The 23248-nt window shown below is 44.2% G+C and carries 19 protein-coding genes; 1 reads left to right on the top strand and 18 read right to left on the bottom strand.

Annotated features, from left to right (window positions below; genetic code table 11):
* Positions 1–742: 742 nt before the first annotated feature.
* From ACQ4M5_RS00800 to ACQ4M5_RS00760, 9 genes are all read right to left on the bottom strand, one after another.
* Positions 743–1705 carry a hypothetical protein gene (locus ACQ4M5_RS00800; protein WP_430673701.1) on the bottom strand — a complete coding sequence of 321 codons (963 nt, stop codon included), beginning with the start codon at positions 1703–1705 and terminating at the stop codon, positions 743–745.
* Positions 1706–1758: 53 nt separating this feature from the next.
* Entirely contained in the window at positions 1759–3072 is a 1314-nt protein-coding gene (locus tag ACQ4M5_RS00795; protein ID WP_430673700.1) for a DEAD/DEAH box helicase, read from the bottom strand.
* A 457-nt stretch (positions 3073–3529) separates the two neighbouring features.
* Positions 3530–4192, bottom strand: coding sequence for a M15 family metallopeptidase (locus ACQ4M5_RS00790; RefSeq protein ID WP_430673699.1), 663 nt, complete (start codon positions 4190–4192; stop codon positions 3530–3532).
* 315 nt (positions 4193–4507) lie between these two features.
* Complete coding sequence (locus ACQ4M5_RS00785; protein ID WP_430673698.1) at positions 4508–7147, bottom strand: DEAD/DEAH box helicase; 2640 nt, start codon at positions 7145–7147, stop codon at positions 4508–4510.
* A 591-nt stretch (positions 7148–7738) separates the two neighbouring features.
* Positions 7739–8431, bottom strand: coding sequence for an IMS domain-containing protein (locus ACQ4M5_RS00780; protein ID WP_430673697.1), 693 nt, complete (start codon positions 8429–8431; stop codon positions 7739–7741).
* A gap of 352 nt (positions 8432–8783) precedes the next feature.
* The gene (locus ACQ4M5_RS00775; RefSeq protein WP_430673696.1) at positions 8784–8990 is read right to left on the bottom strand and encodes a hypothetical protein; all 207 of its coding nucleotides are present in this window, start codon (positions 8988–8990) and stop codon (positions 8784–8786) included.
* A 61-nt stretch (positions 8991–9051) separates the two neighbouring features.
* Complete coding sequence (gene holA, locus ACQ4M5_RS00770; RefSeq protein WP_430673695.1) at positions 9052–10035, bottom strand: DNA polymerase III subunit delta; 984 nt, start codon at positions 10033–10035, stop codon at positions 9052–9054.
* Positions 10036–10232: 197 nt separating this feature from the next.
* Entirely contained in the window at positions 10233–11609 is a 1377-nt protein-coding gene (dnaX, locus tag ACQ4M5_RS00765; protein WP_430673694.1) for a DNA polymerase III subunit gamma/tau, read from the bottom strand.
* A gap of 53 nt (positions 11610–11662) precedes the next feature.
* Positions 11663–13180, bottom strand: coding sequence for a hypothetical protein (locus tag ACQ4M5_RS00760; RefSeq protein WP_430673693.1), 1518 nt, complete (start codon positions 13178–13180; stop codon positions 11663–11665).
* 393 nt (positions 13181–13573) lie between these two features.
* Between ACQ4M5_RS00760 and ACQ4M5_RS00755 the strand changes: the two genes are divergently transcribed.
* Positions 13574–14095: a hypothetical protein gene (locus tag ACQ4M5_RS00755; protein WP_430673692.1), complete on the top strand. Its 522-nt coding sequence runs from the start codon at positions 13574–13576 to the stop codon at positions 14093–14095.
* A 66-nt stretch (positions 14096–14161) separates the two neighbouring features.
* Here ACQ4M5_RS00755 and ACQ4M5_RS00750 read toward each other — a convergent pair whose 3' ends face one another.
* The 9 genes from ACQ4M5_RS00750 to ACQ4M5_RS00710 form a co-directional block, all read right to left on the bottom strand.
* The gene (locus ACQ4M5_RS00750) at positions 14162–15193 is read right to left on the bottom strand and encodes a recombinase RecA (protein WP_430673691.1); all 1032 of its coding nucleotides are present in this window, start codon (positions 15191–15193) and stop codon (positions 14162–14164) included.
* Between the two features lie 739 nt (positions 15194–15932).
* Complete coding sequence (locus ACQ4M5_RS00745; RefSeq protein WP_430673690.1) at positions 15933–16787, bottom strand: hypothetical protein; 855 nt, start codon at positions 16785–16787, stop codon at positions 15933–15935.
* Between the two features lie 25 nt (positions 16788–16812).
* Entirely contained in the window at positions 16813–17169 is a 357-nt protein-coding gene (locus ACQ4M5_RS00740; protein WP_430673689.1) for a hypothetical protein, read from the bottom strand.
* Positions 17170–17180: 11 nt separating this feature from the next.
* The gene (locus ACQ4M5_RS00735) at positions 17181–17738 is read right to left on the bottom strand and encodes a hypothetical protein (protein ID WP_430673688.1); all 558 of its coding nucleotides are present in this window, start codon (positions 17736–17738) and stop codon (positions 17181–17183) included.
* A gap of 235 nt (positions 17739–17973) precedes the next feature.
* A complete protein-coding gene (locus ACQ4M5_RS00730; RefSeq protein ID WP_430673687.1) occupies positions 17974–19794 on the bottom strand; it encodes a DEAD/DEAH box helicase family protein in 1821 nt (606 codons plus the stop codon).
* A 34-nt stretch (positions 19795–19828) separates the two neighbouring features.
* Positions 19829–20542 carry a DUF4230 domain-containing protein gene (locus tag ACQ4M5_RS00725; RefSeq protein ID WP_430673686.1) on the bottom strand — a complete coding sequence of 238 codons (714 nt, stop codon included), beginning with the start codon at positions 20540–20542 and terminating at the stop codon, positions 19829–19831.
* Positions 20543–20557: 15 nt separating this feature from the next.
* Positions 20558–21748 (bottom strand): glycoside hydrolase family 10 protein, encoded by a 1191-nt coding sequence (locus tag ACQ4M5_RS00720; protein ID WP_430673685.1) that lies wholly within the window; start codon positions 21746–21748, stop codon positions 20558–20560.
* 1 nt (position 21749) lies between these two features.
* Positions 21750–22394 carry a M23 family metallopeptidase gene (locus tag ACQ4M5_RS00715; RefSeq protein WP_430673684.1) on the bottom strand — a complete coding sequence of 215 codons (645 nt, stop codon included), beginning with the start codon at positions 22392–22394 and terminating at the stop codon, positions 21750–21752.
* Positions 22395–22549: 155 nt separating this feature from the next.
* The gene (locus ACQ4M5_RS00710) at positions 22550–23194 is read right to left on the bottom strand and encodes a hypothetical protein (protein WP_430673683.1); all 645 of its coding nucleotides are present in this window, start codon (positions 23192–23194) and stop codon (positions 22550–22552) included.
* Positions 23195–23248 lie beyond the last annotated feature (54 nt).

Raw genomic sequence — 23248 nt, 5'->3', positions numbered from 1 at the left:
AGAACAGGCTTGCCAAAAACTAGATTTCATTGTTTTGGCAAAAAAGTCATCACCCTTTCTATAGAACTGGTTTCATTACCGAGTTTAAGATTGATTGCAGAACCTGCTGCTTCACCTGATCAGTGTACAGAAACTGGCAGTGTTCTTTTTCTATCAATTGGTAAAACAACTGATTGAGCCTGCGAGAAATCGCAGCAATTAGATTGCGGAAGTTCTGGTTCTTTCGATTGGACTGTTCCAGAATGGATGTGAGTACGATTGCGCCTAGTCTGCCGTTGGTTTGAGTGCTTCTAGTGCCAGATAGAGGTAATCGATAAGCTGACTTCCTAAGAACCGAGGATTCATTAGCACACAGCATAGTCATTGATTAGTCTTGCCTCTTTTAGCCAGTTGGAGTCAATCAAGTTAAATCCGTAGCCGTTGAGGATGCGTTGGTGCAGTGAATTAATTTCTGCAGCCAATCTTACACCGGGTAATCGAGACTTCAATTTTATTGCGATCGCTCCAGTGCTCGCAGACGGTTCCAGAATCGAATAAGCAATTCTACAATTTTTTCTGGAGCGACAAACAGTGCATGAGGATTAACCTTGGCAATCTTTCTTGCCCGCATTATCTTGGCAATTATTGCTTTTGAGCAAGCAAACGTTTGTGCTGCGGGGGCAGTTGCCCCCTTGCTTGCATCCAAACCCCAACTAGGTGTTGTATTGATCGTTCCTGCAAAAACCTGCAATTGCTTTACTGATCAAGCACTGAGCTGCCGATGTGTTTTTTGCGACCATGGTTGTTTTTCGAATTGTTCTGATATTTCTGCTGGAATGGGTACTATATCTAACGACTGCTGCTGTGTGTGTGCAATCTGAGCTACGATTTCAGCAACGGTCAAGCAGCGCCGATGGTTATAGATTTCCATTGACTGATGGTGTTTCTGAATTAGTTTGTGTTTTGTTCCCTTTGTTGCAAATTCTATATCTCCAACAACTTTTTTAATTTGCTCCACAAGGACTTTGCTCTTCACAAATTGAGGATAGCGGTAAAGAATCAATAGACGAACCGAGGCTTCTGTAATGGCAAGCCGATACTCTGGCTCTTTTTCGTTGTGTTGAATGAGCAATCTTAGGGCTTCATCGACTAACGCTTTGGCTGAAAAAGGTTTCGTCTCGGATTGAGCAAAAATTTGTGGAAGCAATCGTTCGGGGTGTTCGTCGAGAAGAAGTGTTAAAAACTCTTCTTCTTCTTGATCCTCGGTGGCTGGATTGTCGATCTTCTCGTTCCAACGCCAGTATTCACGAATGCCAGCTTTAACCAGCTCTTGTCTTAAGGCAAAAGCCCTTTTCTCCCACTCATATCGCTCATCGTTTGTGCAATCAAACAACCAATCCAATTGTTCATACTTTTTAGCTAACTCTTCTTTTTCGCTTTCGGAGTCTTTCAGCTTTGCTTCTAGTTCTTCGATCCTGGCTTTATCACTTAACTGTTCATTTCCTAGCTTTTGAGGATCAGACTTGAGAAAGTTTGTGGCAATTTGGGATTGAACGGTTGCTTGGACTTCGATAAATGTGCTTAGAACGGTTGAGATGTGATGGACTACGTCTAAAACGCTTGCTGTTTTTTCGTCTATCAACTTTAGGGTTTTTTCCGTACTAGATAGCTGACCCAACGAAAGACTTGCTCTTTCTCGCTTGATCTGCTCAACAAGTTCAATCAAATTCTCAAGCTGGATCTCAAAGCTGTGCTGCTGTGGGGTCATTTGTGGGGTCATTATTTCAGTCCTCCAATTTTTTGAAGTTTTTCAGTGCTGAGTTTTAGAGCGGTCAGTTGCTGCATGAGTTGTGGATATGCTTCAACAAGTGCTGCATTGGCATCTTGACGTTGACTTGTAAAACAGTACCCACAACTACAGATCGGTTGTGTGAGACGATGTTGCTCGAAGCAGATCGGACATTGTTTATATCGTTCAGATCCAGCTCGATGCCTGTTGCGAGATCGAACCATACATAACGCTTCAGCATCAAGGTCTTCCAAGGCTCCGTACTTGTTGAAGTTTCCGGCTTGATCGAGAAGTAAGCAGTGGGACTTTTCAGGTGCGATGCGGCTTCCGCGACCCAGCATCTGAAAGTAGAGCGATTTTGACTGTGTAGGTCGAGCCATAAGCACACAGGAAATATCTGGCAAATCAAACCCTTTTGTTAGGACTTCGCACGAGGACAAAATTAGGGTTTTGCGCTCGTATAAGGCTTTGTAAATCTGCTGTCGTTCGCGCTTTGGTGTCTGACTATGTACAACGGCACTGGGAATGTTTTGCGCTTCAAACGCTTTGGCGATAGCATAAGAGTGATCGATATCAACTGCAAATGCAATGGTTCGATGACCGTAGGCAAGCGAGTGCCACTGCTGAACGAGATGTTTGACCAGATAAGGTTTATTGCAAACAACAGCAAGCTTTCGGGGGTTATAATCACCGTCATCTTCGATCGAGATTGTTTCTAGATCTGCAGAAGGAAGCGTGAAATATCGAAACGGAACAAGGAACTTTCGCTGAATTAATTCGCTTGGTAGTGGAGCGTTGAGTTGATGGTCGAATATGTGATTCAGTCCTTTTTGTGAGCAGTTTCGCCAAGGACTTCCAGTAAGACCAATATGATGACTGCGAAAATATATTTTATTGATGAGTTCTTGTGCGATCTGACTAAATGCAGTTGTGTGAGCTTCGTCCCAAATTACGACATCAAACGATAACGATCTCCACGACGCACGTGCTGAAAGTGTTTGAATTGACGCAACCTGAACTGCACGATCGAAAGTTTCGGGATATCCAGCCTTGATAAATCCTGGTCGGAGCTGAAATGCTCTTAGTTTATTCGCTGTCTGTGTCACCAGTTCTTCGCGGTCAACAATAAATAGAATCCGGTTGCCTTGCTGAATGAGTTTTTGAATAAGGTCAGCGGCGAAAACTGTTTTACCTGACCCTGGAACAGCAACGATTAATGCTCGCAGTCCTTTAACTGTTTTGGGCTTTAAAAGTAGTTGCAGTGTTTTGTCGACAAGTAACTGTTGGTAGTCGTGGAGTTGCATTGTAATGTCAATTTCTGAAATATCAAGATGGACAGTTGAGACTGTATATTTTATGGCAGGGTTTAGGGTGATGCAGAAATTTGCTTGCAACAACCCTAAGTTCATGACGGGGGTTGCTCGGTCTGGTTGCGCAAGTGATCTAAGCCTTTGTCATCCTGTACTACATTTAAGAGCACAATTTTTGAAGGATTTCATCCGTTTCTGGTCACGCTTGACGCTATCCTTTCGACTTTTAGATGCAGTTTGTAACGGTTGCTCAGGCTTTTGTCGTTTTAAGGAAAGGTAAAGTAGCCCTCATCGTTGCGAGACTACTCCTTCTCCAACGCTATCAATTCTGGAAAATCTTGTCAATTGTCGTCTAGGATTTTCTTATTAATTCAACGAAGTTCGCGGGAATCCCTCATCCTCGCCGCTACAGATTTGGGATGACACTGACCTTTCAGTGGTACGACCCAGGTCAATTGGAGAAAAAACGCTCTGCTGCTAAAAAAACTTTTTGAGCCAAGCTAGAGTTAACGTATCGCCAGTGCCACGGCTCGTAGCTTACGCCCTGCCGATTATGACGTGGAAAAGATAATTCAAATCCAAACTTTTTAGCATTTGTGCTAAGCCAGCGAAAAGCGTTTGTTTGCTCAAATGCTTCGCGCAAGTCAGTCTCGGCGTTTTGTCGATCGCCGATGTCAAACGCAAAGCCTGTATGATGTTCGCTGTAGCCAGGAGGAGCAACCAGTTGGGCAGCCGCTTTTGCAGAACCTGATCGACTGATTTTCTTGTCGAATAGATACTGTTGGTCTGAAATTGTTCGAAATGCTGAGATTACACTTAATTCGATGCCTTTTTGATGAGCTGCCTGTGCCATTGCTGAGAAGTTTGACGCTGCCTGAATTTCTGCACGTTTTCCTTGAACGTTTGTTAGCTGAGTGGGGTCTGCTTCTGAATACGGCAAATGACCGTATTTTGTCTGAGGCAGAACGGTTGTTTCTGGCGCTGAACTGATTTTCTTTGTTTGAAGTGACAGTTGTTCTGTCATGCTGACTGTTTTAATACAAAATGCCAACAGAATGACGAGTGTGACTGTAACTATAAATGACAGTGACTGTTTGGATCGGCGCAAAGGCATGATCAGTAGTGTTTGATAGGTTGTTCTGAACTTAAGCGTAAGAGATAAGTTTGAGGACTCTTTTTTTCTTGCTCAATTTCCGATCGATCTGTTTATTGGTTCTGCCAAGAATCGATTGCTTTGTAGTTGTCGAATCCGTTGCTACGATGCGGATAGAAGCAGGGGAATTCTCCATAACGACTAAGTCCGTTGGAATGATTCAGAATTAATCCGGGTAAGTCAACATCTACTAGAACGATGGACGGACTTCGAATTTTTAGCACTGACCGTTTTCTCTTTTCCTTGTATTCTGTTTCATCGATCTGCTTGCTTTCTCTACTTCTGCGGTTGACTGATTGCATCGAGTAACTGGAGTCCAATGGATTTTAGCAACCCGGTGTTGCCATCAGGACAGCCATGTTGAATCAAGCAATTTCCGCAGCCTGTCTTGCAGCTACAGGTTTGTGCAATTTCTCCAGCTTTTCGCGCAACTTCTGGCAACCGCGTGAACAAATTTTCAACTACTCCAGATTCTGGTGTCACATTGTAAAACACCCCAGTGATTCCTTTTTCGTTATTATAAATCTGAAAATTCGCATCGCGTGTATCTGAACGAACGACGATCGGGAATGCTTTGAGCAGTTGATGCCCGATGGTGTGAAGTGCAAGATATTCTCCGCTGAATTCCCAAAGCGATCGGTACTCTTTGGGGATTTCTTTGGTTTCCTGTTTGATTTGGCTTTTCAGAGATCTTGTTATATGTTCGAGCCACTTCCGGGCGACTTTATTGAAGTAGACCTCGACGACTGGCGTTGTCATCTCGATTTTGCTGGGCTGGTCAAACACAATAGTATCTACCATCTGAGTAATTTCGGTGTAGCGAGTAGGTTTGCCGCAGTTACTGCATCGAGTTACGCTGATTGCCGCATGGAACTTTAAGCACCCTTGATTAACACAGGCTCGTTCATAGCGTCGAGCAAACACGTCGTAACCATCGACAACATAGCGAATATCTGCCCATGCCATTTCTAAGTTCAAGCAAGGTGCATCTGGTCCACGTGCTGCGATCGCCTCATCGGTTGCAACCTCAATGTCGATCGAACTTGGTCCCGCGACTCGGGTGTGAATATTCAGTTCACTATGTGTAGTTGCTTGGGTAAACGTGTCTGTGTCTGTAATCTGCTTTAATCTTGCTGATTTTGTTTCTAGATCAAGATCTAGAACATGGTAAGTAAGCATTTTGCCTTCTCCGTTTTGGCAGCGATAAATGGCATTTTGGAAAACTTCTCGTTGAGCAATTTCTTGGCTCATCTGCTCAATTTCTTCACCATCTTGATCGAGGAGACTCACAAGCGATTGATTAAATCCTCCCCGGAAATTCAAGTCTCGGTGCGGAAAACCTTTTGTCCAAAGAATGCTTGAGCGATTGCGACTGATTTGTCCTTGTCGAAGCAATTCCTGAACAACTTTGAAAGCATCGCTACCAAAGTAATGCTTTAGCTTGCTAACCGGAATTCCGGTCTCTACCGCTGCACAAAGAATGTGTTTTGCAAGCAAGAGAACTGGCACTTGGAACGTGATTACCTCAGCAGCTCCGTGTAAAAGTAATGCTGGATGAGTAGCATAATACAAATCCATTACTTTTGTCGTTGGTAAATAAAAGGCAAATCCTGGGTTTTGTCTGCCACATCGACCGATTGCTTGGCGAAATGACTGAACTGATCCTGGCCAACCTCGGACAATCGAGCAGTCAAGCGACGCAATGTCGATTCCTGATTCGAGCGCTTCGGTACTGATGAGCCATCGGGTTCTACCGTCTCTTACTTGTTCAAGAATATCTTCTCTTTGTTGAGCGCGGAGCGCGGAGTAGTAGGTTACGACTTGACTGCCGATGTTGTTTAATCCTCGACGCTGTGATTCTTTGTTAATCAGGTTGTAAATGGTTTTGACTGAACTGATCGAGTTTGTGAATACAATGCCAGTTTTTCCTTGCTGCATCAAGTGATACACTAGCTTTGCTGTTTCGCTGTGACTGCTAGCAGAAGGGCGCAGAACGAACAAATCTTTTCCAGCAGAGATGGCTCCTGATTTCTCGATCCAAACTAACCGGGATGGTTTTCCCTTTTGTTTTGGTCTACCTGTGAGATGACGACAATGCTCGACTGCATTTCCACACGTCGCTGATAGAACCACAAACTGTAAATGATCTGAAGGTAAACTCCCATCGCTGCGTGCAGGTGCATAATGATCCACGGCAAGCTTGATTCGCTGAATCAGCATATGTACATTTCCGCCAAAGACTCCCCGCAGCGTGTGAGCTTCGTCCAATACAATGTATTTCAACCGACTTAAAAAAGTTTGCCAATGGGCAGACTTCCAAGTTGTTCGCAGTTGATAATGAAGGAATTCTGGGGTCACTCCTAGAATATGCGGCTCTGATGCTAGAATTTCTTTTCGCATTTGGGTCGGAGTATCGCCGGTTAATTTGTGAAATCGAGGGCGAATTTGTTCAGGGATTGTTGATAGTAACTCGGTGATGTTAGTTGCTTGATCCGAAGCAAGCGCTTTCAAATTGTAGAACGCAAGACAGCAGTGATTTTGCTCGATGATTCCCTTTAAAATTGCGAGGAATGTGCCTAGTGTTTTTCCACTTGCTGTGGCTGTAGTGATTACGACATCTTTACCTTCATTAATTGCAGCATAAGCAAAGTTTTGGTGTGAGTATAAAGCGTGAATCCCTCGATAGTTTAGAGCTTTTGTAAGGCTGGGTGGGAGATCTTCTGGAAGTTCAATTAACTTGGGATTCTGAGCCGCGACAGTCTCTTGATGTGTCACAACTGAAGCAATTAGGTCTTGTACAGTCTCTGGCGTTTCATCTTCTTGATTAAGATCTGGTTGAGCAGCGGTTTCCTTGATTCCGTAGAACTGCTGTAGAAGCATGCCATAGTCAGGTGGAGTTTTAGAGGTAGGATTCATGAGGAGTCCAATTGTAGGAGGTTTAGATGGAATAACGGTCACTGAGTCTGAGATTGACTAGACCAAGGATCGCGGTTGCCGACCAATTCTTCCGATCGATGTTTGTATTCGAGATTTGAAATCGACAAGTGACGAAATACTGGAGCGTTTGAGTCTTACTAAGATGATTTTCAAGCCCTGCCTTGACTCCAAATCTTCTTCATCGAATCGTTCCAGGGTCGTAAGTTTCCAATGGAACTACTAATTTCGTTCTTCTGAAATTAAAAAACCACCGCATCGCGATGGTGACTGCTATAATCCTTTCTGCTAGGTAGTGTTTGGCTAATGCCCTAGAAAGGTTTAATCGGAATCATGGTAACTTTGTCTGTGATGCACGCCAGACTGCGGCAGCTGCCGCAAATAATAATTTGCTAAAAGAGCGCAAGGCTGACTTTGGACGGAAGTGAGCAGGATAAACCTTGACACCCTGTGGTGGAACGAGCCAGCTTCACATTTCACCGATTCAGCACCTCGCAAGGTCGCTCTCAACTTATTATATTGACAGATGATCTGAAGAATGACTTCTCTTTGCCGCTATTAAGATTTGGGGTTTTACAACGGCTCGATTTCTGCAATCTTCCAAGTTCCATCTGTATCGCGCTCAATTCTGAATTGATAGGGTTGTGTGTGAGCGCTGTGAATCATGACACGTAGCCAAGCCGTTTGACTACTAGTTGTAAAACCGATGACTTCTCCGACGGATTCAGGATTAGTTTGTGCAACACCGTCGTTTTGGCTCTTGTGTTCGATCGAGTCAAGGTAAACTTCGCCTGTGGTCAGTTGTGTTAGTTTTTCAACGTTGTTCGTAGGGTCAAGGATCTGGCTTTTTGCCTGCAGCCATTTCTGAATAAGGGCAACAGCAGTGTCTTGATTAATTGATTCTGTCGTAGATTGCAGTGCTGGATTGGGTTCGGGTGATTCTTTTTGTGGGGAGTTAGATCTGCTCAGATTTTCACCTGGATTTGTAAAATGAGGAAATCCGTCTGAGTCTTGCTGAAAATTTTCAGAAGGACTTGGCAAAGCTTTGAGATCGAGCTTGTTGTCTTGATTGCGAGGCTCAATTCGGGTTGGAATAGATGTAGTTGCTCTGTCTGACTTTGATTCTAAACTGCCCGGTGCGTTATCCCCGCTAGATGAGGACTGGCTAGAAGCAGGATTTCGCAATGACACGACTGAGACAAATCCCAGCGTGAAGAAAATGGGAATCACTAAGACGCAAACAGTTAAGCCTTGCCGAGTAAACATAGGAGTTAAGCACCTTCATCATTAAGCGGTTCGATGTCATTTTCATCATTGACCAAAGTCATAGCAGTTTGCTGCATCTGCTTTCACCTTGATAAGTAGTCCCCCATTCTCAGTCATTCCGAGTGTTATAGCTTTTCAGGAATATTTAACGTTAGATCGATGAGCTATCTTGATCTAGGCAAGTTGTGGAGTACTAGCCTTTGATCTTGTGGACACTGGAATTGAACGGGTTTTGGTTTGTCTCCATCATAGTGAAAAATTCTGGTTTGATGAAGCAGTAATGGAAGCCTGCTCGATTTACTGGCTGGAAAAGTGTTGAACAAAACTAGCCCGCACTCTGTAAACTCGCCTCTCAGCAGGTTGGAGTCAAGGGCACATCAATTCTGCTTCCCAAAGGTCTTTCAGCTAGTACAATAGCATTATGCAACACCGCAATCCCATCATCCGCACCGACAAATGGAGCCTCAACCCGACGAGTGAACAGCGCATTTTGTTCGCCAACACAGTTGAGGTCTATCGTCGTTTGTGCCGATATTTGGTCGGAATTGTGTTCACCCATTGGCACGGGCTTGTTTGTGTGACCTGTGGACTGTTCACTCTTCAGGTTAGCATTGACACCATCACCTCGCTACGGCAGGTGATGTGAGCTTCATTACCTGTGATACTGCGATCAGCCGAGGAAGGATTGCGGCGTGTGATAAGCCTTGCTTAAGGGCAATATCAAGCTCAAACAGCATCGTTAAGCCTTGAGACAGGTTACAGGCTGAAACATCTGCAACTTCCTGCCGCAGATAATACACCCGATTAGGATTTGCGATGCTGCAAAGTTGTGCAATTTTCTGGTTGTCTTGAATTCCTTTGTCAAGCGTGGATTTAATCCAGACCCAAGTTCGGAACTGAGTACAAAGTGTGGCAGTAATTACCGATGGAAACTGCGATTGTTGTAGCAAACAGTCTAGTAAAATTGCGACTTCGCCGCTTTTTCCTTGCCGAATAGCATCTGCAAGTTGCAGTGACGTTTGGGTTTGGCAAGGCACCAGGGATCTCAGCGCTTCCATTGTTAGGCTTGATCCTTCACTATAAAGCTTGAGCTTGAGTAACTGCTGGTAAGCGCGAGCGGTGTTATTCCCGACTGCGGTGGTCAGATAGTCGAACTGCTCTGGAGAAAGCTGAATTTGCAGGCGGTCAGCTTCTTTGCGAATTGACTGGTTGATGTTGTTTGCTTTCCACGGATCGACCAGCTTAAACTCCTGAATCTTGCCGTGTTTGATTAACAATTTAGCAGCTTTCAACCGTTTATCGATCGAGTTTGCGATGAAGACTAGGGTTGTGGAACTTGGAATTTGCTGGATGATTTCGAGCTGTTCAACTTGATCGTCGTTAAACTGCTGAGCACTGCTCAACAGGCAATTTTCGATGACAATGATTCGCAGAAAATCCCCCATCGGTGGAGTTCTCGCTTCTGTAAGGGCGGACGTTAACTCACAAGGAGCATAGGTATGAAAATTGAAGGCTTCAAACTCTGGTTTGAGTTTGGCTTTTAGCGCTTTGACAAATTGGGCGATGCCGTGACTGTCATCGCCCAATAATGTGAGTATGGGCATAAAAAATTTTGGATTGGGTGTACGGGATGCCCTCGGTTCAAACGTTTTTCCAACCTGCAGGAGTCCGATGCGATGTCATTAACGTACTGGTAACTAGCAAGCTTAAGGGTACGATGAGCGAAGATGGCAATCTCCTCGGTTGATCCTGAGTCGATGCACGAATTCAGCACCGTTAAGATTCCATTACTACCTCTATTTTAGTTGCCAGTTGGCGTTGAGACGCAGGGTTCAAGAATAACGCTGATGTCTGGTATTTTGCTGATTCGAGCGATCGTTTTTGTGAGTGGAGCGATTTTTGCTTGAAGGATCTCCTGTTGCTGTGCTGGGATTTTTAGTGTTGCAGTAGAATTTAGTTTGATTAGTTTGACATTCTCGAGCAACGGTCTAGATTCAGGGCGAATTGCTTGAATGACATCATCCCAGAGTTTTTCCAAGTTGAGTGGTTTTTCTATTGGGTGCGAATTAGTTTGAGAAGGGGAGCCTGGAATTAAACCAAGCAGTGTGACTTCAAGCCACAGTCTGATATTGGATGTGTATCTAATTTGTGTCTCCCGTTGATAAAGATGATCGAGAATTTTGCTGATTTGTTCTGCATTCCATTGATGTTCTAACGCCTGAAAGTCGCCAGGAGAAATTGCTGTACTCAAGAAGGTGAAGGCTTGCTCACCGGTTGTCAAGATGAGCAGTAAATCGCGTAGTGCACCCATCAACCCTTCTACAATTAGACTGGGATATTTGCCATTGTCGATTAGTTGTTGTGCTTTGATTAGTAGCGCAATACGGTCTTTTTGGTGGAGTGCGTGCAGAATTTCTATCAAATCTTTTCCAGTCACATCGCCTACAGCATCCGCTACGGTAGCTTCGGTAATTGCTTCTCCAGATAAAAAGACGGTATCTAGCAGGTTGATTGCGTTTCGGGGTCCACCTGCGCTAGCACGAGCAATCTCACGCAACGCGCCCTCGGTAATGTTAATGGTTTCTTGCTCGGCAATCTGCCTCAAGTGGGCAACGATTGTTTCAACCGATAAGGGATGAAAGTGAAACTTCATACAGCGATCGGTAATTGTTCCCAAGAGTTTATGACCGTCTGTGGTACACAGAATGAAAACGATATGAGAAGGTGGCTCTTCGAATGTTTTGAGCAAGCAGTTCTGTGCGGCAACACTGAGTTGATGTGCTTCATCGATAATGACGATGCGATAATCTCCATGCATCGGTTTTATCTGAATTCGCTGAATTAGTTCGCGAGCATCATCGACTCCGGTGTTAGATGCGGCATCAATTTCAGTGACATCAATATCAATTCCTAACTCAATTTTGCGGCAGCTTTCACACTGACCGCATGGTGAAAGCGTGGGTCGACCGACAAGACAATTGAGTGATTTTGCTACGATTCTGGCGGTTGATGTTTTTCCGGTTCCTTTTGATCCGACAAAAAGAAGCGCTGGCGGAATGCGCTGAGTGCGGATCGCATTGGATAACGTTTTCTGAACGTAGGGCTGCCCGATTAAATCGGCTAGCTTCTGGGGTCGATACTTCAGAGGGAGTGAGGTTTGTGTCGATTGCAGTGTCATAGTATTGGTGCGTTTTATGAAAGCTGATTGTGCCAGCCGTGGTCTGAGAAAATTTAAGGACGTTTGACTTCGCGCAGTTTTTGTCGACTTTGATCGTATTGTGGTGCTACAAAGTATGTTGTTGTGATATCTAGATCTGGAATGTCGGTTTCTCCGGACGACTGAATTTTGCAGGGAGTGCTGGCGCTGTCAACAATGCAATCAATCCTAGAAGACCGTAAGGCATTAACTGCGTTTTTCAGATATTTGATATTAAGCTTGATCCCGAACGCATCTATTTCTTCGGGAATCTGGGCAGCAATGGTTTGCATCCCTTTACCGAAGTCACGCTCTATTGTGAGGCGTGCTTTTTGCTGACGTGCGTCAAATTGCAGTATCAGTCCGTCTACTTCCTTGTCAACAAGCGCGTTTAATCGCTCTAGCCGAGTTGTCAAGCCAGCTTTGTCGAAGGAAGCAGTGTGAACGAAATCATATCTTGCTAGTAATTCCGGACAGTTTGGAAAAGGTGCGTCATAACATCGAATTGTTAAACTGCGTTGAAGTTCATCTTCTTTTAATTCAAATTTCACTTTCTGAGTACTATCATCTGCGGTAATCCGAAAGCTTGCATTCACTTTACTCCTTTCAAGGGTTTTAACGAGTTCTCTCAGCAGTTTTGCTGGAATTGTGGCTTCTATCTTGGGTAGATTTAGAGATTGTTCTGTTTTTTTTCGAGATCTACGGTTAGTGGTTTTAGTTTTCACCTGCGTGATGGCAACTTGATGTCCATCCGTGGCATGGCACTCTAAGATTTCGGTTTGGGGGTTAAGTTGCCATCGCACAGCATTTAAGGGAACCTTTGTGTTGTCACTACTGCTTGCTGGCAAGACGCTTTGGAGTGCGGCTAAAACCACTTTCACTGGAAGGAAGATTGAGCGGTTGGAAATGTTCGCGAGATTTGGGTATTCTGAGCCTGCTTGCCCATAAATTTCAGTATAGCCATCCTCACTGTCGTAGATATGAGCAATTTGAGCATTGAAATGGCTACTGGGGAGTGGTTCTCCTTGATGACCTGAAATTTCTCCGTCTGGATTACTCCCGGTCCACATTCGGATTTGACCTTGAATTGGGCAAGTCCGAATTACTGTTGCAATGCGATCGATAGGCAGCGCAATTTCTCCGCTTGATTCTACTTTTGCCTTAAAGGTAGCCGTCGCGGTTGCAACTAAGTCAGTAACTGTTAGCGTTACGCTCTGTTGGGCTTGATCGGCACGAATCAAAATGCTATTTAAAATTGGCTGAGTCGGTTTGGTGGGCGCGTAAGGTTGGATAAAGTTGAGGCTTTGAGCGAAGATCCACTGTCCGCACTCGAAACAGAGTGGATCAGATAAAAACTCGGGTTTTTGTTCGATTGATAAATCAACACCAAGTTCTGGTAGTTCTTCGGGCTTATATCCTCTGCGCTCATTGATTGCAAGGTCTTCTATCGTTTCAAGATCTTGCAGTGCAGCAAGCTCATTTGCAGAAAGAGGTGTGATAGATTCTAAGGAGTTAGGGAGTTGATTTTTCCTCGGTTTGAGCGAAGAAGTCATAGTCTTGATCAATGTAGAGCTAGGGTGCGGCTAGCAGTCGCTAGCCAAAAACAGGGCTTTTTGGGGGGTTGTGGTTTCAAGTCATTAATGTTCTTGTCCTTGCTCGACTTGTTGCTACGTTGTTCAGATAGTTGCAGCTTAAACGAGGATAAATTAGGACTTAGGAAGATGGTCATATTTAGGGTTCAGGGAACTTTTGAGGAACAGTTAGGTTGTGTTACTGCAGTGTGTAAAAAAGAGGCACTTTTTTGTCGCTCCAATAAGTTTGCCTCTCGACGCACCAAAAAAATTAAGCTACTGTCAAGATTGACCCAGTTGAGTTCTTCTAAACTGACTGATATGTTTTAAAGATCGTTCGAATCTAGAAAATAGGAGTAGGCTAGGTGATATATCATGAGTAATTCAAATGCAGTGTCAATCGATTTGTCTTCGACTTTAGATTTGGCGATTACGTTGACTGGCGTAGAATTCTATTATGTTAAGTTTTTGTGCGATTCAACTTTGCAAAATTCAGACGATATTTTGTGTCAGATGATTCACGACTTTCGACCCGATGGGTTACCTTCTTTCTCGGATTGGTGGGATCGTCATGCAGATACAGTACAGTCTGCTGCCTCTGCATTAATGGTTAGTGTAGGTTCAGACCAGGCTGAAGTTAAGTCTGTCCAACAAACATCTGCACTGCCGATTGAGCCAGAGTTATCGACCCCTACTTTTGATGCAGGTGAGAATAATGTTGTGACTACCAAGAGTTCTTCGACGACAAATTCACCGAGGACAAAAGCGAAAACTCGAACAGATCAAGCTTCTACAACCCCGAATCCTGCAGCTTCGAAGCGTTCCACCAAACCGTCGAGTCAGCGCTCACCTCGTGGTTCAGCCAAATCAACTGCTGCAGCTAAAAAGAAGTCATAGCCTAGCGTTTTGGGCACAGAGCGGTTCTCGATCGCGATCGAGAACCGCTTCTTTTTTGTAGATTTGTTAGGCAGCGACTCTACGAATTTGCTCATTTAACCAACGCTGTCCTATTTGATTGCTTGTGAGATAGGTGCGCCAATCTTCAAGGAGAGCTTTTTGTGGAAGATCTTGGGGAGTAGAGTCGTTTTCGAGACTTTCGCAGATTTGCAGTTTTACCGGATTGCGCCCTTTGGAAATCTGTTCGAGAACGCCAAGCTCTTTTGCCATTTCTAATAAGCATCCAGCTTGATCAATGCCTGAACCAAAATTCAGATCGAACTCACACTTGCGAAACGGGAAACCTGTGATATTTTTGGTGATTTTTGCTTTGATTCTGATTCCGTACTCTTCGTGTCTAAGCTTGTTGGTTTGGATTCTTCTTAAGTCAAGGCTTAAGCTGGAGTGATATTTTACTCCAACGCCACCCGTTGATTTTTCAGGAGTCCCATAGACAACTTTAAGCACAAACCGAAGTTGATTAGTAGCAATGACGGTTGTTGCATTGGAACCTCCAAGCAACCTGCCAATTCGGTTTAGCCCTTTATGAACAAGTTCTGAGTGTAACCCAGCAGTGCTGTCTTCTAGCTTTTGGTCAAATGCTTTTTCTGGAACAAGTGCAGCGATCGAATCGATTCCAACTAAACCAATGTTTGCTTGAACCAGTCGCTCGGCGATTTCCAAAGCTTCTTCTCCGGTTCTGGGCTGAACGAAGATCAGGCTTTCTAGATTGACTCCTAGCGCTTTGGCATAGTGCGGATCTATCTTGTGTTCTGCATCGATGAGTGCTGCGATTTTTCCAAGCTGCTGCATTTCGGCAATCGCGTGTAGAAGAAGCGTTGTTTTTCCAGATGCTTCGGGTCCGCTAATGTCGATAAACCGTCCGATTGGATATCCACCATCAATGATTTGATCAAGCTGTGGACATTGGCTAGAAAATCGTTTTACTTCAATGCCTGCACTGGCGAGCGTGTCTAATTTGGGAAAGTCTTTTTGCAGATTGCGAATCAGTAAATGGCTAGGGTGTAAATCGGTACGTGAGTTAGTGGTTGTCAACATGGATTTGGGTCGGGTGTAAGAAACTTTAGAATGGAATATGTAGTGTTTCTGCAAGATGCAAGTTCTGAACCCTGGAGGTGTAACTTTTGATATTGCAGTAATCACCTTCCCAGATGATTTGGTTTGTTAGTGGATCAAGTCCACAAGCAAAAATGAACTGTTGGTGGCGTTGAATGGAAGAGAGGGAGTTTAGATTTGAACCCTCTTTTGTGGTAGAAGCGTTGTGCATGAAAATGGAATTAAAGTTTGCCTGAGTGTACTATTATTTATTGAAGTCGCTTCAACTAAGCTTCTGCTGTATATCTTCATTAGAATGCACAACCAAAGTAATCAATATTTCAATTACAAGGCGATGGGCGTAGCTTAGGGAAGCAGTTCTCCTAGATAAAGTCATTACTTCGCAGATCGATCTGCAAGATTTAATGCGGAATTTTCGGACTCAAAGAGTTTGGAGATACCCAGGAACGTTTACGCAGTAGAAGTGGGTGACAGTTTTTCTGCACTATAGAAAGCATGGCAAACCGCTCCAACACTCCAAGTTTTGTAATCGACGATTTTCTGCTCGTCAGTTCATTTGAGGAGTAAATCTGTTATGGAGGAGCAGTTGAGTGTTTGAACAACCGATACTTTAAAGGACCCGGTGCTCGTTGGGTATGTTGGTTCTGCTTTGCAACTATCAATTTGATTGGGCGGGGGGAGCAGTTGACAGACTCAGGTTTTTGTCGGCGTGGACGTTGGGTCAAAGCGACTCCTCTGACTGCGAGGGAAGGCTAAGGAGAAATTGGTTTGCTTCGTAGCTCGTTTTAAATCCAGTGACAGTCCACTTATAATCGCCAGGTTGAATTAATCCAGATTCTGTGAGCTGATAGAGCTTGCATGATCTAATCTGAAGTTTTTTCTGAGCCAAACGCGCTTTTAAATCGCTTGGCAGTGTTGCTGTTTTGCTAATAAACGTAGCACTGAGAGGTCCGTTGGTTTGGCACTGTGCGGCTTTTTGTAACAGAACGACGTTGGCGGGTTTACAAATCGCTCTGGCAATCTGCTCCTCTGTAGAGTCGGCAGAAATGGGAGATGGAACATCTTCGTGGAACGGGAACGATACTCGGTTTTTGCAATCAATTGTTCCCGCTTGTCCAGTTACGCCCCAAAAGGCATCATAAGCAATCCACTGATTTCCTTTTAACGGTAAAATCTTTAGCGTTCCTCGGTTGCCTTTGCGAGCGATCGAGAGTTGGTATGGATTTTTTGTGTTCAAGGGGTTTCGTCCTTCAAATTCCTTTGGTAGATGTAGTGAAAACACTGGACAAAGTGTTTTCTTGATGTTGATTAAGAGTGCGTCGGTTTCTAACGAGGTTGGGTCGCAGTCAAGGGCTTGACGAGGTCCGATTTGCTTTCCACTGCTTGGGTCTTCGAGTGCAAAAGCAAATCCTTTGTCGGTGCGCTCGTATCCAATTTGCTTGGAACCATCTGGTGTTGTAATGAGAATGCTATTTCGCTTTTGTTCAGCAGAATAATTTTGCTGGACGGTGGGCACAGACTGACATCCGTAAACAGTGCCCGTAATAAGTGTAATGAAGAGAAAGAGTCTTGACATCGCTTCAGAAAAATGAGTGATTCAACTATGAGTCGTTGTTGCGTAATACTAGAAAGAAGCCTAATACAACCCAGGCACCAATCATGCCAAGAGATAACCAGGATTTAGCTTCCCACGCTTGCATGAAAGTACCAGATAGGGTGTACATTCCGATCAGAATGGTTAATAAACCAAAGATTCGACTAGATATGTTTTGTTTACTGCTGTTATTTTCAAGGTCAGCGTATTCTTTGGCGCGTAAAATTCCTTCTTCTCCGTTATGAAAAGTTGCGATCGGCACTCTTCTATCGATATCAATAACTTGATAGCTTCCTGGAAACTGCTGGTGTTGTCGAACTAAGTATCGTTTCTTTAGCTTTTGAGTGGCTAACTTTTTTGACATTTTTTGAAACTTTAACGAGGGGTAGGCGTGGAGAGAATGCCGTTTTGAAACAGTTGAAATAGCTTGACTTGACTATAGCTGACTGATGCTAGCAAGATAGCGATTACAAGACCTAAAAGCATTAGCCAGTTGATTTTATTCGTGTTTGCCTGAATCCGCGCCAACGTTTGTGAAGGCACTGGGTAAACTGGCTGAGTAAAGGGTTTCTTTGTGTGGGTAAGCAATCGCGATTCCTCTGGTAATGCTTGGCTAAACGAGCGCTCCGTACCAAAGCAAGCGGGAATCTTGTGTAGGCAGGTGTTCATCGTTCTGATTAGAGCAAGATAAAGCATCATTTGCCTCGCCGGAAGGCGACAGCAGTAAATTCTTTCACCCTCATAGAAAAGGTGCAATTCCCAGTGTGGGCGCAACCAGCAGAATGGAATTGCTCTTTTTTCGTAGGGTGGAATTAACTTGTAGATAAATCCTGGTTGCCTCAGCACTTGATAATTTATTGCGTTGAGTAAGAGTGCGGACTGGCAAATGCGGTGTGTCGCTTTCCACAGTAGCTGATTTAGGTTGAAAGGCATAAATTCACTGCTCAAATGGAGGTTGAGGAATGTCTGTTCCCTGAGGTGCAACTGATAATAAGGCAGACTTGATAATTCACTCAGGTTTTATGGCTGAGTATTGACTGTTGCCTTAAGGTTTGGTGCTTGTGAAAATATCTTGCGGTTTATTTATAAACTGCAAGATATTTTCACTGTCCGTCTATTAGTACTGTTTTCTCTTTTTCAAGCAGTAGTAGATTGTTAAGGCAATGACTCAACGTTTCGATCGGAATTCTTGAATGGCTTGTGACCACGCCCAATTTAATTGTTTTAATCGAAAGGGTGCATCAGGATCTTGAGTGATACCAGGTTGCCAGGGTTGGCAGAGTGTCATATACGCCGCTTTGACTTCTTGAAACGAGGCATGATCCGAAACTTGTAAAATCTCCCACCATCCTGGATAAGTGCGTTGAGTTGTTGAGATAATCGGTTGATTATCATTGTCTCCAAACTCTAGATGCACGTTGATTGTCAGCCATTGAGCGGTATGTAGCGGGGGTGCAAAGGATTGAAGGTATCTCAAAAATCGCTGTTTTTCTTCGCTGCTGTACTCAGAGCCAAGAACTGCTTGATAGTGCCATTCATAATAAGGTTCGAATCCATATCTTTTATAGAACTGATTAATTGCGATATCAGGACTGATATTACGGTGATAGCAATTTTTTTTGGCTTTTCTAAATATTTGAATCTGTTGTCTTTCTTCAGAACTTAGTAGCTCGATTAGCGGAATTGATAGCAGATCATGCTCGATCGGAACGGGATCTTCTGGAAGAGAGAATTGATGTCCGCATTCTGGGCAGAGTGCCATGAATACAGAGCAGATGAATTGACAGTGTGGACAAGTTTTGTTGGCTGCATTATTGGACGCTTTTGTGCGTTTTGGACCAATCCAATAGTCCTGATATCCGGTCGGTGAGCCATGTCGAAGCGTGTTTCCGCCGAAATCTAGCAAAATATAGTATAGCTTTTCGCCATCGGCTCTGGAGCCGCGACCTGCTGCTTGAAAAAACTTGGATTTAGATAAAGTTGGATAAGTAAAGATAATACATCCGACTGCTTTTACGTTCCAGCCTTTGACTTGTGTATTGACCGAACAAATAATCTTGATTTGGCGAGTTACTAATGCTTCGTCTTGCTGCTTGCGAACGTCTGTTGAAGTCTTGCCGTCTTGCCAGGCAGCGGGTATTCCTGCTGTGTTGAAGGCTTTTGCAAGCTGTTGAGCGTGTGCAACTGAAGCACAAAACGCAACTGTTGGAAGATTTTGACCTCGTTCAATCCATCGTTTGATGATTAGATCTAGTGCTTCTGGTCGAAGCGCTTGTCGTTCTACATCTGACTCGGTAAAATCTCCATCTTTGCCAACGCGGAGGGACTTATAATCAAAATTTTCGTCGTATCCAAACGATCGGCAAGTAACAATACGCTTGATTTTGACGAGGTCTGGCGGCTGTGGTGCACAGACTGCTTCATCAAATCGCTGACCTAAATATTCGTCGTTTTTTGTTCGCCAAGGGGTTGCTGTGAGTCCCAAAAATCGGGTTTTTTGTGGCAAGTAGTAATTCTGAAGCTGGATATAAGAATCTCGCCAGCAAACATCGTGTGCCTCATCAGCGACAATTAAATCGACGCGTCCAAATAACTGCGAAAATACATGATGTGCCTCTAGTCCGGATGAGCGGATTCGAGACTCTAGCGTTCCGCAAGACACAATAAGAACAGAGGCATTCCAATTTACAAGTCGATCTCCCTGCAAAATTGAGCAATCGACTCCTAGCTCTGTCATTTCGTCGGCGGCCTGTTCCAGTAGATTATTTCGGTCTACCAAGAACAAACAGCGACGACGATATCGAGTTTTCTGGGTGATTGTCTTCATGATTAGCGATGCCATGTAGGTCTTTCCTGCACCGCATCCAGCAATCAGCAACACCCGCTGGGTTTGATTTTGCCATAAGCTGTAAACGTCGTTGATGCAATCGACCTGAAAGTCGAAAGGGTGTATAACGCATTGTTCTTGTGAGAAAGCCGGTCCGATCATGAGTGCTTTGAGGACTAAACAGATAAGAGAAATACTAGGGTGTGGGAGAAACGGTTGCTTGTTCCGGGTCAACAGATGATTCCGCAATTGTGCAGCTTCTTGCAGGCGTGGTTTTGACCTGAATTGTTTTACCAGGGTAAGCCGTTTGTAGAAGATTTGCGGTCAGACTTTCAGCTTGATTATTTGCCTGCTCTAAAATGCCATTGTTGCAAGCAGCCTGAGTCCCTTGCTCAACAGCACGTACCTGTGCAAGAGATTGAAGCTGAGGTCCAACGTCGGGTCCGAGTCCTAAAAAGCCTCGATTGTAGTCGTAAATTTTGCTGTGCCGGGTTTTGAAGTTGGTTGCAAGAATCTGAGGTGGGGGAAGTGTAATCGTAACAGTGTTTTCTGTTGTTTGAACCATTTGTGGGGAAATCGTTTGAACATTGATTCCGGCAGTAACATCAACCTGAGCGATGACAAGAAGTTTGGTAGTGCTGTAATCCACTCCAAAAAGAGCATTGCTTTGTTCTACCGGAATGATTTGTGTGACAGGCCATCGGATGGCAGTGAGTTCACCGATTTTCTGAATTTGCTGCAGTGTTACCGGCTGTTGACGAATGCGGGTCGTGTTGGATGTAATATTGAGTCCAAATACTCGCCATATGTTGAGGTTGGTCAGATGTAGCAAAGTTAGCCCAATGCAGAAGAGTGCTAAAAGTGTTAGCACGAGGGAAATTTTTGCTGCTTGATGTCTTTTATGATACATAGCCTCTGGAATGAGTTAGTGAAAGGATTGCAGAACTTTTGAGAGCGCAGTTTTTCGTTGATTTGGGGACTTGGAGTTAAGGCTCCAAAGACTTTCGTAAAAGAAGAAAGACAGTCCACTAAATTTTCTTTCCTGAACAACCGAGATTTGCCGTGCAATCTGGGTAATAGGTACTGTTTGAGTCCGTAAACCCGCTAAAATTCCGATCGAGACGGGAATTTTTTTGCGTGCCTGTTGAATCCAGCGATTCTCAATTTCTTGCTTAAATCGCGATTCCTCATTGAAGTAAACCTGTACGACCAATTCGTCAATCCATCCCTGTTCAACCCAACGGCTCCAATCTTGAAGTTGCTTTGAATAAGCGTATTCATAGGTATTTGGAGAGACAGAAATAATTAGGTTTGGATTTTGCGCTTTTAAAGTTTTATAAACTCGCGCCATAAATTCAGTTAGTTTGTTCGCTCTCCATCTCACCCAATGGTGATCAGTAGGTGTAGGCACAGGTTTTTCTGGGTTTTCTCGTTGATAAAGCGCTAAAGTGTAACGATCGTAGCCAAACTCTGATGGCAAGCTGAAGTGGTCATCTAGCTGAATGCCATCAACTTGAGGTTGACTTACAATTTCGGTTAACAAGCTAAGAATGAAATCTTGCACCTCTGAATGTAAAGGATTGAGCCAAACTTGCTTTTTCCCAGAGACGACCCAAATTTTGTCTCCGTTTTGTTTTTGAGTAATCCAGTGGGGATGCCGATCTGCAAGTTCAGAATCAGCAGGAGTCATAAATCCATACTCGAACCACGGGATTACCTTAATGTTGGCTTGGTTACCCCAATGAGCGAGTTCAGCTAACATATTCCGATTTCTTAATCCAGATGCTTTTGGGGTTGGATCAACGCTATGTCCTATCGTGTTTTTTGCAACACTGCTGGGGTAAAGGGTGTAACCGCGATTCCAAACACACGGATAAACCTGATTGAACCGCAGGTGCTTTAGCGTTGTGACCGCCGAAGCAAGCTTTGATGAACTGAGTAAAACATCACTATCGACATTGGTGAGCCAAACCCCTTGAATTGACCGATTCAAGGGGATTTTTGTGACAGCACCTGCTGATTGCGGAGGATTATTTGTCAGATACAAAACTTGGTTAAACACCGTAGTCGCGATCGTAAAAATGATCATAATTCTGACAAATTGCTGACGCGACATCCTAGTAGGTTTCCATAGCATCGTCTGGAGTTGATTTGGAGTGGAAGTTAACGAGTGAAATATTGCTGGTCGGGTAGCGAGCTTTGTACATTCTCCACAGCACTTCGGCTGGGTTCACTAAATCCCATTGTGAAGAATCGGTAATGTGTGCTTTGGTTGGAGATTGGTGGCGGAGTTCCCAATGTAGATGGGGTCCGGTTGCTCCTCCTGTTTGACCAACTTCTGCGATGATTTGTCCGGTGTGTACTGTGTCGCCCTCTTTTACTAAAATTTTTCGACCATGGGCGTAAAGATGCTCCCATTTCCCAGATAAAACGATAAGATAGTTTCCCCATCCGTTCTGATCAAATCCAATTTTGATGACTTTACCGCCCCACCAGGCTTTCATTTCGCTGCCTTCTGGCGCTGCGATATCTTGCCCTTTGTGGTATTGCGAACAAGTGGGACAGGGACGCTGCCGTTTGCCGAAAGGAGAGGTGTATGCTTGAAATTCAGCAACCGGGAAGGAAGCCTGGATCCATTGAGTTGTTTTAACTTCGCCAGGCATTCGCTGTCGTTGAAGCAAGCAGATTCCAGCAGCAGCAATTAGGCTAAGAATAATACTAGCGGTCCATTTCCAGCGTTTTGTCGTTTTACGGTTAGTCATTTTTCGATCGCTCGACTTTTGCTGTCAATCTGAGTTATGAACGGATGAGTGCTTTTTGAAGGGTGATGAATTGTTATTGTTAAATCTAAAGGTCGTTTTTATCACAAGCTGATTGAGTAAAGCTGGCGCGAAGACGAGGTTTGGCAAGTTAATCGCTACTCTTTCTCTTGGTAGTGATTGTTAATTAGCTGCTGGGGACACAGAATAACTTGATCAACCAGCGATCTTAGTTCAGGGATTTGGCACTCTCGAAAGTGAAAGCGTGGATCGTACGGATATTGTTCTAATAGCGGATGAGCGTATTCACAGTGAATACAGGCTGCATTTCTAATTGGGTTGTCTGTTTTTTGTAGAAGATGTCTTTTGGCAATTGGCTCTAATTTATGTCGGTTTTGCGAAACTGGTTTGGGGGGAGACAGGGGGGGAGCTACATTCGGAGAAATTGGCACCGTATATTCTAAAGCTTCTCGTTCTAGCTCTGTATATTCGCTGCTGCTTTGAACGTTAGACGATTTTGCAATCGTGTGACCTACGGTTAAATCTGTATAGGATTGCTGCCTTTTGAGGAAGTCATACGCTGAGGATGTTTCTTCTGTTGCATAGCTGATCCATTGAGACTCTAAGGCGGATTTGATCGGATCAGCAAAGTACCCCGTTAGCCATCCCAGAATTAAATAACCTACGTTCCACTGGGCAAAGTAAATTGCAACAGATCCAATAATAATCAGGCTGATACAAAAGGTCAGCAGAATCCATTTATTGAGGCTATTCTTTGTTCTGATTCGACGGTGAGATCTCACGATTTTCCCCTATAAGTCATTCGGAAGTAATTTCATGGAAAGCAGAACGAGATT

Source organism: Leptolyngbya sp. AN10 (assembly GCF_050565645.1).
Classification (GTDB): domain Bacteria; phylum Cyanobacteriota; class Cyanobacteriia; order Leptolyngbyales; family Leptolyngbyaceae; genus Leptolyngbya.
This window is presented reverse-complemented; position numbering and strand designations above follow the sequence as displayed.